At 42.5% G+C, this 16602-nt stretch carries 10 protein-coding genes; 9 read left to right on the plus strand and 1 reads right to left on the minus strand.

Annotated elements, in window-relative coordinates; genetic code table 11:
* Positions 1–457: 457 nt before the first annotated feature.
* The 8 genes from D0T84_RS07310 (at position 458) to D0T84_RS07345 (ending at position 14936) form a co-directional block, all read left to right on the plus strand.
* Positions 458–2125: a DUF4836 family protein gene (locus D0T84_RS07310; protein WP_163307228.1), complete on the plus strand. Its 1668-nt coding sequence runs from the start codon at positions 458–460 to the stop codon at positions 2123–2125.
* A gap of 17 nt (positions 2126–2142) precedes the next feature.
* Positions 2143–2787 carry an ATP-binding cassette domain-containing protein gene (locus D0T84_RS07315; RefSeq protein ID WP_163307229.1) on the plus strand — a complete coding sequence of 215 codons (645 nt, stop codon included), beginning with the start codon at positions 2143–2145 and terminating at the stop codon, positions 2785–2787.
* On the plus strand, positions 2784–3959 hold the full coding sequence (locus D0T84_RS07320; protein ID WP_163307230.1) for an ABC transporter permease: 1176 nt from the start codon (positions 2784–2786) through the stop codon (positions 3957–3959). The genes D0T84_RS07315 and D0T84_RS07320 overlap by 4 nt, the downstream gene beginning before the upstream one ends.
* A gap of 516 nt (positions 3960–4475) precedes the next feature.
* Positions 4476–5273 carry a zinc transporter ZupT gene (gene zupT, locus D0T84_RS07325; RefSeq protein WP_163307231.1) on the plus strand — a complete coding sequence of 266 codons (798 nt, stop codon included), beginning with the start codon at positions 4476–4478 and terminating at the stop codon, positions 5271–5273.
* Positions 5274–5880: 607 nt separating this feature from the next.
* The gene (locus tag D0T84_RS07330) at positions 5881–11454 is read left to right on the plus strand and encodes an alpha-2-macroglobulin (protein WP_163307232.1); all 5574 of its coding nucleotides are present in this window, start codon (positions 5881–5883) and stop codon (positions 11452–11454) included.
* Positions 11455–11784: 330 nt separating this feature from the next.
* Positions 11785–12633 carry a hypothetical protein gene (locus D0T84_RS07335; RefSeq protein ID WP_163307233.1) on the plus strand — a complete coding sequence of 283 codons (849 nt, stop codon included), beginning with the start codon at positions 11785–11787 and terminating at the stop codon, positions 12631–12633.
* Positions 12634–12639: 6 nt separating this feature from the next.
* On the plus strand, positions 12640–13506 hold the full coding sequence (locus D0T84_RS07340; protein WP_163307234.1) for a hypothetical protein: 867 nt from the start codon (positions 12640–12642) through the stop codon (positions 13504–13506).
* Positions 13507–13511: 5 nt separating this feature from the next.
* The gene (locus tag D0T84_RS07345; RefSeq protein WP_163307235.1) at positions 13512–14936 is read left to right on the plus strand and encodes a hypothetical protein; all 1425 of its coding nucleotides are present in this window, start codon (positions 13512–13514) and stop codon (positions 14934–14936) included.
* Between the two features lie 39 nt (positions 14937–14975).
* Here the strand turns inward: D0T84_RS07345 and obgE are convergent, their stop codons facing one another.
* Positions 14976–16148, minus strand: a complete 1173-nt coding sequence (gene obgE / locus D0T84_RS07350) for a GTPase ObgE (RefSeq protein ID WP_163307236.1) — start codon at positions 16146–16148, stop codon at positions 14976–14978.
* Positions 16149–16339: 191 nt separating this feature from the next.
* On the opposite strand from obgE, the gene D0T84_RS22535 reads away from it, so the two are divergent.
* On the plus strand, positions 16340–16602 hold a 263-nt coding region (locus tag D0T84_RS22535), incomplete at its 3' end, for a hypothetical protein (RefSeq protein ID WP_370525460.1).

A 16602-nucleotide genomic window follows, 5' to 3' on the forward strand; every position in this document is an offset into this window, starting at 1 on the left:
CCTTCGATTATATCAAAGAACGCTTTATGTCCCGAAGGGGCTAAACATGGATAACCACGGGTAGAAACCCGTGGCAGGGACTGACTGAAAAACATGTCTCCGTAGGAGGCAAATAGTGAAAATCAATCCCGTTCGCCTCCTACGGAGACGGTCTATTCTTTTCAGCTTTTGCCACGGGCTTTACCCGTGGTTATCCGGATTAGCCCGCTTCGCGGACTTAGAAGCCTGACAGTAAAAACAGAAATAGCAGGCTGCTGCAAAAAAGTGACAAAGGTGACTCTTTTTTTATCGTTTTTTATTGTTACTTTTTCTTATCATATATCATTTCAAAGAGCTCTATATATAAGATAATTTTAGGGCAAAAACATTGCGTTTACCTTGTGAATTTTAATTCTTAATTTTCCACAGCCCCATCTTTTTCATATATTCGCAGGATAAATCAATTAAACACGAAATTATGAAACAAGCCCGATTTATTTTGACAATCGCATTGCTGATAAGTTTTCTTTACTCTTGTAAAGATTCTGCTGACTTGACTAACGCCATACCGGCCGGTGCGGTTACGGTTATACACATCGACACTAAATCGTTATTAACAAAAGCCGATTATAAACCACTGGAAAATAAAGTTATCAAAGATGCCCTCAATAGCGCGAAAAATAACGGGAACAGCACAAAGGTACTGGAACAGTTCGAAGAGTTCCTGAAAAACCCCAACTCTACGGGTATAGACCTCGTTAGCGATTGTTATATCTATATGGACAGTATCACAATGGGTATCGTACTGAAAATGAACGATGCTAAAAAGTTCAGCGATCTGCTGACCAAAACATTCGAAATACCGGAGCAAATGCTGGTAGAAAAAGACGGAATAACTACAATAGATATCCAACGGAATGTAAATATAGGCTGGACAAAAGATAAAATACTGTTGCTTACGTATTCCGGCTATTCATATATGCTGGGAACATCAGCTTTGCCCGACCTGGATGCATTACTGAAAAAACAACTGACACAATCGGAAAAAGAAAGCATCAATGCGAAAAAGACATTTGCCGACTTTATTTCGAACAAGAAAGATGTCTCCATTTACTATTCTTACGATAATGTTTTCGGCATGTGGGCTACTGCCGTGAATCCTGCTTTAAGCATGTATGGAGGACGGGATGGCAAAGCTGTAGAAAGTATTATCTCAGGATTGCAAAGCCAGTTTAAGGGTGTAAACATGGGGGCTTTCATTTCATTCGACAAAGGGGAGGTCACGCTCAACAATAAGATGTATTATGATTCTCCCGAAGCTGAAAAGAATTTTGCTGACTTAGCTTCCCAACTGTCAGGCGAACTCAAAGGAGACCAGCTCAAGTACTTTGCCGAAAAACCGGTGTTCGCGGCTTCAGCTAATATGAACGGAGAAGGCGTATATAATTACCTGAGTCAGCTAGGGATGATAGCACTTATCGAAAAAAATGCAGGGTCTAACCTTGAAACGATGGGCATCGACCTGAAATCGCTTATATCGAATATAAACGGGGATATTACAGTTGCCCTGAACAATGTAAAAACAGTGAAAAGAAAATCAGCATATTCCAATTATGAATATACCGACTCTTATCCCGAATTAACCTTTATGGCAGACCTCAAGGATGCGAATTCGACATGGGACTTTATAAAAGGGAAAGTAAAAGAAGCGAATGGCGAATTCAACGTGATTACCGAAGTAAATGCCAATACATACTCTTTCTCTATGTATGATGGTGTTACAGGCTATTTCGGCATAAATAACAATATGCTCTTTTTTACCAACAGAACAGATGTATTGGAAAACCTGTCTGCCGGCGACCTGAAAAACGAGTTCTCGTCTCAGGCCAAAGGTAATACAGCATTCATCTTCGGCAACCTGAATCCTTTACAGCCAATGCTGTTGGACGAAATAGGTAATGATGCCAAAGCTCAGGAGTTTGCGACAAAAGGTCTTGCCCTGATTGGGGATTATAGTTATGCTTCGATGCCCGACATGAACGGAAAGGGCAAAATAGTAATTACCGACACCAGTGGCAACAGCCTCGCGGTCATCTGTAAATTTATCGACAGCGTAGTTACCTATGCTGTTCAGCAGAACATGTAACATCCCTCAATAAGATAATGTATAATATACATCTAAAAAATATCCTGCCCGATGTCTTTTCCGGAACAGAGAACATAAGCTCCCAGGTCTGGCAAAACGACATCACTTTCAAGAAAGGGGAAACATACCTGATAAAAGCGGAATCAGGCTTAGGGAAAAGTTCGCTCTGTAGCTATATCTATGGCTACAGAGCCGATTTTTCGGGCGATATCCTCTTTGATGAAATAGGGGTAAAAGGTATCAAAAATAAAGAATGGGACAATATCAGGACAAAACACCTGAGCCTCCTGTTTCAGGAACTGCGGCTCTTCCCGGAACTGACGGCACTTGAAAATATCCGCTTGAAAAACAACCTGACCCGCTACAAGACAGACAGTGATATCGACTCTATGTTCGGTCAACTCGGCGTCGGGGATAAAAAGAACCAGCTGATAGGTAAAATGTCGTGGGGGCAGCAACAGCGTGTCGCCATCATACGCTCTTTGTGCCAGCCATTCGACTTCCTGTTTCTGGACGAACCTGTCAGCCACCTCGATGACAACAATGCCCGCATAATAACGGAACTTGTACGCGCAGAGGTAAACGCGCAGGGCGCAGGGCTTATTGTTACCTCGATAGGCAAGGATTTACCAATGGACTATACCCAAACATTATCATTATGAATCTGGTCTGGAAACTTCTGAAACAAAATATAAGTAAAGGCCAGTTTGCCGGATTCTTTATAGCAAACCTCATCGGCCTGACTATCGTATTGCTGGGTCTCCAGTTCTATCTGGACATCAGCCCTCTCTTTTCGGAGAAAGACTCCATCATGAAAAGGGATTACCTTGTTTTAACAAAGCAGGTAGGCATATACAATACCTTGAACCCCAAAGCATCCGGTTTTTCTCCCGAAGAGATTGAGAATATAAAGAAAACCAGTTTCGCCACACAGGTGGGGGCATTCACAGCCTCCAAGTATAAGGTGTTCGGAGGGATTAGCACCAGGCAGTTAGGCTTCAACACCGAGATGTTCTTCGAATCGGTACCCGATGACTTTATCGATGTGAAAACCGATAACTGGAAGTTCTCCCCCGAAGATACATCCATCCCTATTATCCTGCCGAAGAATTACCTCGACCTCTATAATTTCGGCTTCGCGGAAGCCCGGTCGATGCCTAAGCTATCGCAGAGCGTAATAAGCATGGTGAAGTTCGATATCACAATATCAGGCAAATGGCAGCATCGCGAGTTTAAGGGACGGATAGCAGGTTTCTCTAACCGTATAAATACGATACTCGTTCCCGAATCATTCATGAAATGGGCGAATGAGAACTATGGCGAACAGGAAGCCTCCAACCCGAGCCGCCTGATGGTAGAAGTAAACAATGCTGCCGACCCGGATATCGCTACCTTCCTCAAACAGAACAACTATGACGTGGAAGGCGAAAACTCCGCTATAAGCAAGATGTCGTACTTCCTCAAGATAATGGTAGGTATCGTCATCGCCATAGGCGTTATCATCTGCGCGCTCGCATTCTTTGTACTTACACTGAGTATTTACCTGCTTCTGGAAAAGAATATGGATAAGCTCCGCAACCTTCGCCTGATCGGCTATTCTAAGGGCGTGGTAATACGTCCGTACGAATTACTGGCTACAGGGCTGAACCTCATTGTACTCATACTTGCCTCTGCTGCAGTTATCCTTATACGTGCTAAATACAGTGATATAATACGCATGGTATGGAGCGAGTTTGAAGGTTCGGGGGGTATAATCACACTTATCGCCGGAGCATGTATATTCTTCTTGTTGTCGATGCTTAATATTTTGATAATAAGGCGAAAATTGAAATAAAGATAAATCAGCCTATTGTGCAGCAGCGTATTGCATACGCCCTGAAGCCACGCTATGCAAACGGGCCTGCCCCCTCTGTAGCCGCTATCGGGCAGGCTAAGCCTGTCCCTACAAAGTAATTGATATGTAATTTAAACTTTTAAAGTACCAAAAATGTTTACATACAAACAATCTGGACAAGATTTAATTTTTTGACATAAGTACATGACAAAAAATATTGATACTGGCTTGAAAAGCCTGATTCTCATAACCGTAGGTCATCGACCTGCGGAGATCGCAACATACAGAAACTACTGTCTGAAAGACAGGACAACACATTGTCTTGCCTTTCAGGCAAGTAGCTTTTTGCCTTTTCGTCCGCATGTTGCGCTACGCTTACATACGGTTATGAAAATATTGCCTTTCAGGCAATCTGTTTATTATCAACAATTTTCATATTGAATATTATTTTTTGTCATGTACTAAATTTTTTGACATAAAAAGTATATCATACCTTTACATCAGTAACTCTACGATATGTTGGAACAGAATATATTACTTGCATTTATACTTACGGCCGTAGCCGGATTGTCTACAGGGATAGGCAGCCTTATAGCCTTACTGGCAAAGCATACGAATACCAATTTCCTTTGTGCTTCACTCGGGTTTTCGGCAGGCATCATGCTGTATGTATCCTTTATGGAAATGATGCCCGAAGGTAAGATCGAACTGGTTGCCGCCTATGGCGAAAAGATGGGAACATTATATCTCATACTGGCCTTTTTTGCGGGCATAGCGCTTATCAACCTTATCGACTTCCTCATTCCCGAATCGCTGAACCCGCACGAAATACAGGGTGTGGAGGATATGGATGTCAAGAAAAAATCGCTGAGGCGTACAGGCATCGTTGTTGCCATGACTATAGCCATACACAACTTTCCCGAAGGTATCGCCACATTCACATCGGCTTTGGGCTCTCTGGATATCGCTATTCCTATTACCATCGCTATAGCCATACATAACATACCCGAAGGTATTGCCGTGGCTGTACCCATATACCATGCAACAGGCAGCCGCAAAAAGGCGTTCTGGCTCTCGTTCTCTTCCGGTCTGGCTGAACCTTTCGGTGCGCTGATAGCTTACTTCTTCCTGATGCAGTTCTGGACTCCGGCGATAAACGGTATTATACTGGCTGTGGTTTCCGGCATCATGGTGTTCATCTCTCTGGACGAATTGCTGCCCAGTGCCGAAAAATATGGTAAACATCACATTTCCATTATGGGTCTTGTAGCCGGAATGATGGTTATGGCATTCAGTCTGTTCTTTTTTGTATAAAGAGAAACGAAGGTGTGCCAAAAGTCTGTGGCTCTGTGCCTGATATGGGATTTTCTAAAAAAACGCCTTGATAATGAGGGGATTGCGGGTCAAGCCCGCAATGGCAATCACTCTTTTTTTACTTTTGATACACCCTCTTAATAGAATATATACCGGGTGGACAAACCCCAGTCATGTTCGGAAGAATTCAAATGATTGTATTTTAGTTAATTGCCACGACTTTTAAGTCGTGGGTTATGAATTACAACAGGGTAAAGGCTTTAGCCGAACCAGCTTTAGTCATTATTTTTGACTAAAGTCCCTTTTTCTTCCAGTAACTTTATCCTCCACTTGTTACTAAAAGATTTAGACTAAATATCATGTAAAAAATAACCTGATCTTTTTCATCATTCCGTTAGGAATGAATCGCTTGGCGGAAAAAGTCAAGACGGCTTCTCTACAAGAAATATCTCACGACAAATTATTTTATCATCTGTAATATTCATTTCGTACAACAGATATATCATTTGGTACATATCAAAAAAGAAACGGCATATTATCCCAAATAATCTTATATATTTGTATATTAGTGCTATTATTCCATCAATTGCAGCAAAAAAATAATATTATGAAAGGAAACAAACTTATTCTACTCAGCGTGCTTACCATCATTCTTAGCTTGATCCTACTCAGCTCTTGCAAAAGAAGCGGTAACCATCAGATAAACGCAGAATTTGCCCGATACATTGCCGCTTTTACCTATGGCAAAATCTCATCAGGCTCCGAAATCCGAATCGAGCTTACTCAGGATATACCTACTGCCGAACTGAACAAGGAAATAGATCAGGAGCTATTCCAGTTTTCTCCTTCGATAAAAGGTAAAGCTTACTGGACGAGCACCCGCACCATCAGGTTTGTACCCGATCCCGGGGAACTGAAACAGGGACAGGAGTACGAAGCATGGTTCAAGCTGGATAAGGTGCTGAAAGTAGACAGCGACTTCAAAGAGTTTTACTTCTTCTTCCGTGTACCGGAGCAGAATTACAATGTCGCCCTTACTCCTTATACTCAGATGAAGGATAACGACCTTGCATGGAATACCGTACAGGGCGAAATACTGCTTGCTGATGAGGCAAGCCCCGAAGATATAAAGAGCATGTTTTCGTTATCAGGCGGCGACAAGGCTAAAGATGCAAAAATAAAAGTGACCCAAAGCGAAACGAGTGGAAAATATAACCTGATAATAGACAGCCTGTACAGGGGGGCGCAGGATATAGAGTATACCCTGAACATCAAAGGCAGCGCCATAAATGCAAAAGAAGACAAAGAACAGATAATCGTGATGCCTTCCATTTCCGATTTCAAGGTACTGGATGTTTCTATGGAATATGCACCGCAGGAATGTGTACGTGTAACGTTCAGCGACCCTTTGTCGCTGAACCAGAATATACAGGGATTGGTTAAACCGGGCATTATCGAAACTTTCTCGTTCGATACCCGGAAGAATATACTGAAACTGTATCTGGACAAAACAACCAGAGGTACCAGCACCGAACTGAAAATATTCAAGGAACTGAAAAACTCTCAGAATAAATCCTTGGACAAGGATTACTCTTTCAGCGTGAATTTTGAAAAAAACAAACCGGAAATACAGGTGCCTAATTCGGGTAACATACTGCCTAACTCCGGCAACCTGATTATCCCGTTTCAGGCCGTTAACCTGTGGGCTGTAGATGTGAAGGTAATCAAGATATATGAAAACAACATTCTGGGATACCTGCAATCAAACGACTTTGGCGGCAGCAACGAACTCAAACGGTTTGGGCGTTTGGTGCATAAAAAACGTATCCGTCTCGATGAAGACCCCACCCTGAAGCTGGATGAATGGAATACCTTCTCGCTGGATATGGCTACACTGATGAAACAAGACCCCGGAGCAGTATACAGGGTTGAATTTACGATGAAAAAAGAATACTCGCTTTATCCTTGTGATAGTATGGTTCCCCAAATACCGAAGGATGCCTCACTGGAACGTTTCGACAACCAGATGGATGAGGACGATGAAGCGAACTGGGACCATCCGGAACAATACTATTATTCTGATGAATGGAACTGGGACGAATACGACTGGCAGCAACGGGATAACCCTTGCGATGCCACTTATTATATGAATAAGACTTCCGATGCTGTTGTTCTGGCGTCAAACATCGGGATGACAGCCAAAATGGGTTCTGAAAAGAAAATAACTGTCGCCCTGACCGATATACTTACCACAAGCCCTATTTCGGGTGCCACTGTAGATATATACAACTACCAGATGCAGCGTATAGGTGGTGGAAAGACAGACAGTGAAGGATTTATAGAGTCTGAATATAAAGGCGGAGTACCGTTTGTCGTGATTGCTTCGCACGGCAAGGAAAAAGGCTACCTGAAAGTAACGTCAAACCTGTCTCTGTCGCTCAGCAACTTCGATGTGAGCGGACAGGAAATACAAAAAGGGCTGAAAGGCTACATTTACGGCGAACGTGGCGTCTGGCGTCCGGGCGATTCCATCTTTGTCACCTTTATCCTTGAGGATAAAAAACAGACATTACCGAAAGACCATCCTGTTTCCCTCGAATTATATACCCCTCGCGGACAGATGGCGCAGCGCTATGTTTCTACAACGGGCAAAGACGGATTCTATGCGTTCCGTATGGCGACCGACCCTAGCGCTATTACAGGCAACTGGCAGGCAAGGGTAAAAGTGGGTGGTGTGACATTCTCTAAAACACTGAAAATAGAGACAGTGAAGCCTAACCGTCTGAAAGTACGCCTGGATGCAGGTGAAATAATCAATGCAGGCAGCGGTACATTCTCGGCTCCTCTTTCTTCGCAATGGCTACACGGTGCTCCGGCTGCTAATCTGGCTGCAAAAGTGGAAATGACACTAAGCAAAGCAGGTACGCCATTCAAAGGATATGAAAAATACACGTTCAACAATCCTGCTTCCAGTTTTGCATCCGATACCTATACCGTATTCGACGGAAGGCTGGATGCCGAAGGAAACGCGACAGTAAAGGCAAGCCTGCCACAGGCTGCGAGCGCGCCGGGCATGTTGCGTGCCAATATCGTTTCGCGTGTATTCGAATCGGGTGGCGATGCCAGTATCTTCTCGCAGACAGCTGCTTATTCTCCATACTCGGCTTATGTAGGAGTCAAAACTCCTGCTGATAGCGATTATGGCTGGCTGGAAACCGATAAGGATAACGTATTCGATATCGTTACGCTCAGCCCTGACGGGAAACCAATCAACCGCTCAAATATAAATGTGAAAATCTATAAGCTGAAATGGTCGTGGTGGTGGAATTCAAATGATAACCTCGCTTCCTATGTCAATAATACATCTACTCAGGTATTGCTGAATGAAAATATATCGACATCGGGAGGAAAAGGCGCGGTAAAATTCCGTATCGATTATCCCGAATGGGGGCGTTACCTGATTATGGTAAAAGATGCGCAGGGCGGACATATCACAGGCCGTATATTCTATGTAGACTGGCCGTCGTGGAGAGGACGTTCCGAAAAAGACGACCCAAGCGGGCTGACCATGCTTTCGTTCTCTACAGACAAGCAGTCATACAAAGTAGGGGAGACGGTTACCGTTATCCTACCGAAGAGTTCGAAAGGACGGACATTGCTTACCATCGAAGACGGCTCGCGTATTCTTTCGCGCCAGTGGGTAAAAACAAGTGCTGATGAGGATACTAAATATACATTTAAGGTAACGGAGGAAATGACTCCTAACTTCTACATCTTTGCCAGCCAGTTGCAACCACATGCGCAGACCGACAACGACCTGCCTATCCGCATGTACGGTGTACGGAACATCAGTGTGGAAAATGACGAAACAGTACTGACCCCTGTTATTGGTATGCCTGATGAACTTCGTCCGGAGAAAGAATTTACCGTTTCCATTTCTGAAAAGAATAAGAAAGAAATGACATATACCCTCGCCATTGTGGACGAAGGATTGCTTGACCTCACCTCATTCAAAACCCCTAACGCATGGGCAGACTTCTATGCCCGTCAGGCGCTGGGTGTACGCACATGGGATATGTTCGATATGGTAGTGGGAGCGCAAACCGGCAAACTTGGGCCACTACTGAGTATCGGAGGTGACGAAACCCTGAAACCAGCCAATAATGCCATGAGCAGGTTCAAACCTGTGGTAAAATATCTGGGGCCATTCACGCTGAACAAAGGTAAAACCGATACACATAAAATTACGTTGCCGTCTTATTTCGGCTCGGTGCGTGTTATGGTAGTAGCCGGAAATAAGAACGGCGCTTATGGCAATGCCGAAAAGGCCGTTCCGGTACGGAATCCATTAATGATACTTTCTACACTGCCGCGTGTAGCAGGGCCTGACGAAGAAATCCTGCTTCCGGTGAATGTATTCGCAATGGATAAGAAGGTGAAAACAGTGAACCTGACTGTGCAGTCGAACGGGCTGTTCCAGTTTACGGATGGTACGACTAAATCCGTATCATTTACAGATGTAGGTGATAAGATGGTTTACTTCAAAGTGAAAGTAGGCAAGAAAACAGGTTACGAGAAGGTAATTATAAAAGCAACCGGAGGTGGGGAATCGGCTACCGAAACCATTGATATTGAAATCCGCAACCCTAACCCGCATGTGCTGTTAAGTTCGCAGGCGCTTGTCTCTCCGAATGATACAACACAATTAAATATATCATTCGAAGACCCTAAAGCGGATGACTGGGCTAAACTGGAGGTATCGCGTATGCCGGGCGTCAACCTGAATAATACTCTGACATATCTGCGTTACTACCCTTACGGATGCACCGAACAGGTGACATCGAAAGGATTCCCTCTCCTGTTCTTAGAGAAGTTCAGGCCTCTGACAGAAAAGGAAAAAGAAGTGATTGTGACCGAAAATGTAAAGGGAGCCATACAGACTATTGCCTCACGCCAGCTTGGCGATGGCGGTATTATTTACTGGCCGGGCAATCGTTATCCGGATGAATGGGTAACAAGCTACGCCGGACACTTCCTGCTGGAAGCACAAAAGGCGGGATGGGATGTGCCGACTTCCGTTATCAGCAAATGGAAGCAGTTCCAGAAGAAATCGGCACAGACATGGAACAGGGGCAACCTGTACAGTTCATACTATAGTTACTCCATGACCGACCTGCAACAGGCATACCGCCTCTATACACTTGCACTTGCGGGAGAACCTGAACTGGGAGCAATGAACAGGCTGAAAGAGATGAAAGACCTTTCGGTACAGGCACGCTGGCGTCTGGCTGCGGCATATGCCCTTGCCGGGAAAAAGGATGCAGCAATACAACTGACCAATAATGCAAGTGACCAGGTAGAACGCTATTCGTTCAGTAACAATACTTTCGGAAGTTCGCAACGCGATATGGCCATGATTATGGAAACATACCTGCTGTTGGGTAAAACAGAGAAAGCGCTCAACCTGTCATTTAAGGTGTCGGAATATCTGAGCAGCAGTTACATTACAACCCAAACAGCCGCTTACGGACTGATTGCGATGTCACGGTTGGCAGAAAAAATGGGTAAAGGTGTTATCTCTTACGAATGGTCTCTCAACGGAGTACCGCAGAAAGTAAGTAACTCCGGCGATGTCTTCCAGGAAGTAACCCTGAAACCACAAGATAAGGTACATGTAACCATTAAGAACAAAGGACAGGGCGATATATTTGTCCGCCTGTTGGGACGTACACAGCCGTTAACCGACAATTCCCCTGCCGAAACCAATGGCGTGAAACTGTATGTGAAATATGTGGACGAAAACGGCAAGGATATTGACGTGACTTCGCTTCGTCAGGGTACGGAATTCTATGCCAGTGTGATTGTACAGAATATCTCCGGGCAATATCTCACCGATATGGCACTCAATCAGATATTTGCTTCGGGATGGGAAATATTCAACAACCGCCTGTTTAACGAAGCAGACACCAGAACGGCTGGCTCTTACAACTATCAGGATATACGCGACGACAGGGTATATACTTTCTTTAACTTGGGCACCGGATATTCTATGTCGTTCAAAGTGAGGTTGCAGGCTGCTTATTGCGGAAGGTTCTATCTTCCGGCTGTAGCAGGTGAAGCCATGTATAGCCCTGATATCAACGGACGCACTACCGGGCAGTGGGTAGAAGTGAAGCAATAATAATAGAATTTATATTCAATAAGATTGTATAGGTTTAGTTTTCTGTTTTTTAGTTGCCTCCACTTTCAAGTGGAGGAGGTAAATAATCGTAGCTAAAGGGTTTAATCCAAAACATTTTGACTAAAGTCGCTTTCTGTCAACATTATTATCCACGACTTAAAAGCCGTGGCAACTAAAACAGTTTTAAATAAGTACTTTACACTTTTATTGAATATAAACTAATGTACGGGTAGGGTTTACCTGCCCGTAATAAATAATAACAAAATAAAGAATAGGGTATTTTTCAAATAAATACCCTATTTTTGTAACAGATAAATTAAATGAGATTAAATGAAAAGAGCAGTCTGTACTTTTGGTAGCTATTACTTAACAGAAGGTTTCCCCCGTTTCAGGAAAATGACTGAAAGTATGGGTGTTTTTGATGAAATACATACAGTCTGCGAAAAAGATTTGGATACAGATTTTTATAAAAGGTGGGGGAGGTATCTTATACCTTATTCCAGAGGATTTGGATATTGGTGCTGGAAGCCTTACTTTATACTCCGTATACTTGAGAAAATGGAAGACGGCGATGTACTTCTCTACTCAGATATAGGGTGCTATTTCAATCCGAAAGGTAAAGAGCGCCTTATGGAATATTATGATATGGTGGAGAAGACTCCTACAGGTATACTTGGAGTAAAGAGTCAGGAAGTAAGTTATAACAGTATGCCCGAAACGCTCTATTATGAATATGAGTGGACAAAAGGCGATGTTTTTGCTTACTATGGAGTGTATGACGATAAATCGTATACACACACGCCCCAGTTCGAATCGACCATTATCTTCTTTAAGAAAAGCCCGTTGGTTATGCAGTTTGTAAAAGACTGGTATCAGGCATATCTCGATGACTACAGCCTGGCAACCGATTCTCCATCACGCATACCTAATCTGCCAGGATTTAAAGAAAACAGGCACGACCAAAGCATTTACTCCATATTAGGAAAAAAATACGGGATAGCCGAGATTTCCACTAACGAAATATTCCAACGGGATTGGACTCTGCTTGAAAATTATCCGATACAAGCACGCAGGGATAAATATTACACAAGTAAATATCATTACAAGCACCGTTTCCGGTTGAGAAAGCTATACCGTAGATGGTGGAATTTTAAATATTGGTTCAAAGACAGATTTTAACTATACATGAAGAAAATATTATGCACCTTTGGTAATACATTACTTGCTCCGGGATTTCCCCAATATGTGAGGAATGCGGAAGCGATGAATGTATTTGATAAAATATACACATACACAGAATATGACCTAAGTAAGGAATTCCGAAAAAAATGGGGAAGATATATGTATCCTTACTCAAAAGGATACGGCTTTTGGTGCTGGAAACCACCTTTGATAAAGAAGACCCTCGACACGATGGAAGATGGCGATATACTGTTATACACAGATGTGGGTTGTTATCTGAATCCAAATGGAAAAGAGCGTTTAGCTGAATATTACGATATTGTGGAGAAAAGCCCGTCAGGAATGCTAGGTTTCAGAAGCTTTGAGGAGAACTATAACGGAATGCCCGAAGGCCTGCGTTTCGAATACGAATGGACAAAGGGCGATGTATTCGATTACTTTGGAGTAAGAAACGACAAAGAAGTTACACAGACAACCCAATATGAAGCGGGGATTATCTTTATTAAGAAAGGCCCTGTATCTACTGCTTTTGTAAATGAATGGGTAAAGGTGATTGACGATGATTTCAGTCTGATAACAGATGAACCCTCCAGAAGCCCTAACTTACCAGGTTTTCAGGAAAACCGTCACGACCAGAGTATCTACTCCATGCTGGCTAAAAAATATAAGATAGAGGCAGTTTCCACAAATGAACTTATCCCCTTGGGAGGTATAGTTGACTGGTCAATTATAGATAAATACCCGATACAAGCTAGACGGGATGTTTATTATAAGAGTATGAGACATTATAACCGTCGCTTTCAGCTGCGTAAGCTTTATGGCGCTTGGTGGAAATTTAAATATTTCTTTAAGGACTTATTCAGAATATGACCATTATGAATACTATTCTTAACTGGCTAAAACGAAAGCAATCTATATTCTATATAGCGTGCTTTATTTTGTTATTCCTCAGTTTTTACACGAATGTGTTTAAAATAATCCCTGAAAACCGCTATCAGGAATACGAAACATTTGTAGAAGCTCTGGTTGTAGGCAAAATGGCTAAGGCTGAGAAAGACGGAATCTTTGCAGCATCCGGATTTACAGGTGTAAACTATGATAAAGATCTGGTTAAAAGCAGTATATTAGCTGGCGACCAGATAAATGACTTACTTATCCGTGACAGTATTATCACTCAATTCAAATTTGAACAGATAAAATACTACCTGCAGGAAGAAAAAACACCTGACGACTATTGCGTATATGTAAGTCATTCGGGAGGTAACGCCCTGTTTTGGTATGGCATACAAAAGATACTGCCATTCGACAACAGCACCAATTACCAGATATTAAGGCTGATAAACTGTATCCTGCTTTCTTTATCTCTGATGCTGATTATCGGATGGATATACAGGAATTTCGGTTTCATCGCTGCTCTTGTAACGTTTCTTTTCACCTTCTTTTCTTCCTGGCTTGTCCTCTTCGGAGGAAATGGGTTATGGTGGGCTCTGTGGAATTTTTATGCGCCGTTTTTGGTTATGCTATTGCTATTAGAGAGACGGCATAACTCTCCGGATAGCGTATCAGTGAAAAAAATCCTGATATGGTTGTTTGTCGCAGTGTTAATTAAATTATTCTTCTCAGGGCTGGAATTTATATCTACAGCCATGCTGACTATATTTGTTCCAATCCTTTATTATGCCATCTTGGAGAAGTGGAAGATCTTCGGCTTTATAAAGTTGTCGTTTAAAGCGGGATTGGTAGCAGGAGGAGCTGTTGTTTTACAGTTCTGTGCCCTTATCGTACAACTCAGATATTTGCTTGGCAACTATGATTCGGCGGTTCAATATCTGGCAAATGCTTTCTTAAGAAGATCGTCTTTTAAAAGCGGATTATCAGGAGCAGACCTGGATAGTGAACGGTTTGCCGATTCAGACTCTTTATCCTTCCTCTGGAATAATATTATTAAAGATTATCTGAGAGGCAATGCTTTCGAATGGGGATTTTTTCATCCCGGATTTGAATTCTGGTTTGCTGTACTGATAGGGATTATCCTGTTTTTCGGAACAGTGATTTATTTACTCAACCTGAAGTTGAAAGACAGGAAATATAATGCTTTGGTCATTGCAACGTTTGTGTCTGCAGTATGCCCACTGTCATGGTATGTGATATTCAAAGAGCATTCTTTCTGGCATCCGCAGATTGATTTTATTATCTGGTATATGCCATTCCTTTTGCTTGGGTTCGCCGTTATCGGGGTAGGTATATTATTACTCGTATCAAAGACGGGATTATTGAAAAACAAACAGCAAAGTCATTAATAAAGAAGCCCTTAATTGCTAACAATTAAGGGCTTCCTTCTATTTTTCATCCTCGATATCTTCTCCATAATAAAAATCAGGGTCGAAGTCCTCGTCTTCGTCGTCCCAGTCTTCGTCGTCATAATCATCTTCCGGCAGAGGTTCTTCATCTTCCTCAAACTCTACAGTCTTTATATCCAGATTGCGATGCGTTATATTTTCGAACGATTTACGGTACTCGCCGTCTGCATTCAGTTCGCGCCACAACAGGTCTTTCAACTGAGTAATATTATATCCTGTAACAGACGAGATAAAAATATGCGGGATTTCAGGCAGATCGGCGGCTAAGGCCTCCATCAATTCATCATCCAGCATATCCGATTTGGAAATAGCCAATATCCTTCGCTTATCCAGCAATTCAGGATTGTATTGTGCTAATTCGTTCAACAAAACCCGATACTCCTGATGTATATCATCCGCATCGGCAGGAACCATAAACAACAGAAGCGAATTGCGTTCGATATGGCGCAAAAAGCGTAACCCCAGCCCTTTCCCTTCACTCGCGCCTTCGATAATACCGGGAATATCCGCCATTACAAATGACTTATAGTCACGGTAACTTACGATACCGATTTTCGGCTCGAGGGTAGTGAACGGGTAGTTTGCAATCTTAGGTTTTGCCGCGCTTACAACCGAAAGCAGTGTTGATTTCCCTGCATTCGGAAACCCAACTAATCCCACATCTGCCAATACTTTCAGTTCCAGTATTATCCTCCGTTCCTGATACGGTTCTCCGGGCTGAGCATAACGCGGAGCCTGATTGGTAGACGTTTTGAAGTGATTATTTCCTCGTCCGCCCTTTCCTCCTTTGAGTAGGACTACCTCCTGTCCGTCCTCGGTCACATCGCAAAGATATTCTCCGGTTTCGGCATCATAAGCTACTGTACCACAAGGTACATCTATGATCTTCGAATCCCCGCTTTTTCCTGTACTCAGGCGACCCGATCCGCTTTCGCCATGTCCGGCAAGTATATGGCGCTGATATTTTAGGTGTAACAGTGTCCACATGTTGCGGTTACCACGGAGGATTATGTCTCCTCCATTTCCACCGTCCCCCCCATCCGGGCCACCCTTAGGGATATATTTTTCCCTGCGGAAATGGGTAGAACCTCTACCACCTTTACCCGAGCGGCAATATATTTTGACGTAATCTATAAAATTCGAATCTGCCATATTTTAAATTATAAGTTAATAATTGATAGGTCTTCACAATTCATTATTCATTGTCCATTATCAATTATTCTTTACAATAGTTCGTTATAAATAGATATAATTGATTGATTTTCAACAAAATAAGCATTAAATAACTTGGATAGTTCGCTGATTATCAATATCTTAGTAGATTGACCAAAATCTATAAAGTAATGACAACCAACGAATATCCAAATGCTAATGCATTTATACTTAATACTTTAAGTTCAGATATTTTTTCAAATATCAAGCAGACAAGAAAAAATTTTATATTCCACCTGCTAATGTTTTATTTAGGCATTAAAGGTAAAATAAATTTCTTGCAACTTGCTCGTTTTTCTCGGTACTGTGAACAATATTTTAGAATAAATTTCGAGAATATATTCAATTTTCAGGATTTTAATTTTACGCTTATTTCCATGCAGAAGATAAAAGA

It is taken from the genome of Dysgonomonas sp. 521 (genome assembly GCF_010501055.1).
Taxonomy (GTDB): domain Bacteria; phylum Bacteroidota; class Bacteroidia; order Bacteroidales; family Dysgonomonadaceae; genus Dysgonomonas.

Coding starts and splice junctions, on each gene's coding strand:
- zupT (WP_163307231.1), top strand. CDS start 4,476: ATGTTGGAACAGAATATATTACTTGCATTTATACTTACGGCCGTAGCC.
- D0T84_RS07320 (WP_163307230.1), top strand. CDS start 2,784: ATGAATCTGGTCTGGAAACTTCTGAAACAAAATATAAGTAAAGGCCAG.
- D0T84_RS07310 (WP_163307228.1), top strand. CDS start 458: ATGAAACAAGCCCGATTTATTTTGACAATCGCATTGCTGATAAGTTTT.
- D0T84_RS07315 (WP_163307229.1), top strand. CDS start 2,143: ATGTATAATATACATCTAAAAAATATCCTGCCCGATGTCTTTTCCGGA.
- D0T84_RS07330 (WP_163307232.1), top strand. CDS start 5,881: ATGAAAGGAAACAAACTTATTCTACTCAGCGTGCTTACCATCATTCTT.
- D0T84_RS07335 (WP_163307233.1), top strand. CDS start 11,785: ATGAAAAGAGCAGTCTGTACTTTTGGTAGCTATTACTTAACAGAAGGT.
- D0T84_RS07340 (WP_163307234.1), top strand. CDS start 12,640: ATGAAGAAAATATTATGCACCTTTGGTAATACATTACTTGCTCCGGGA.
- D0T84_RS07345 (WP_163307235.1), top strand. CDS start 13,512: ATGAATACTATTCTTAACTGGCTAAAACGAAAGCAATCTATATTCTAT.
- obgE (WP_163307236.1), bottom strand. CDS start 16,148: ATGGCAGATTCGAATTTTATAGATTACGTCAAAATATATTGCCGCTCG.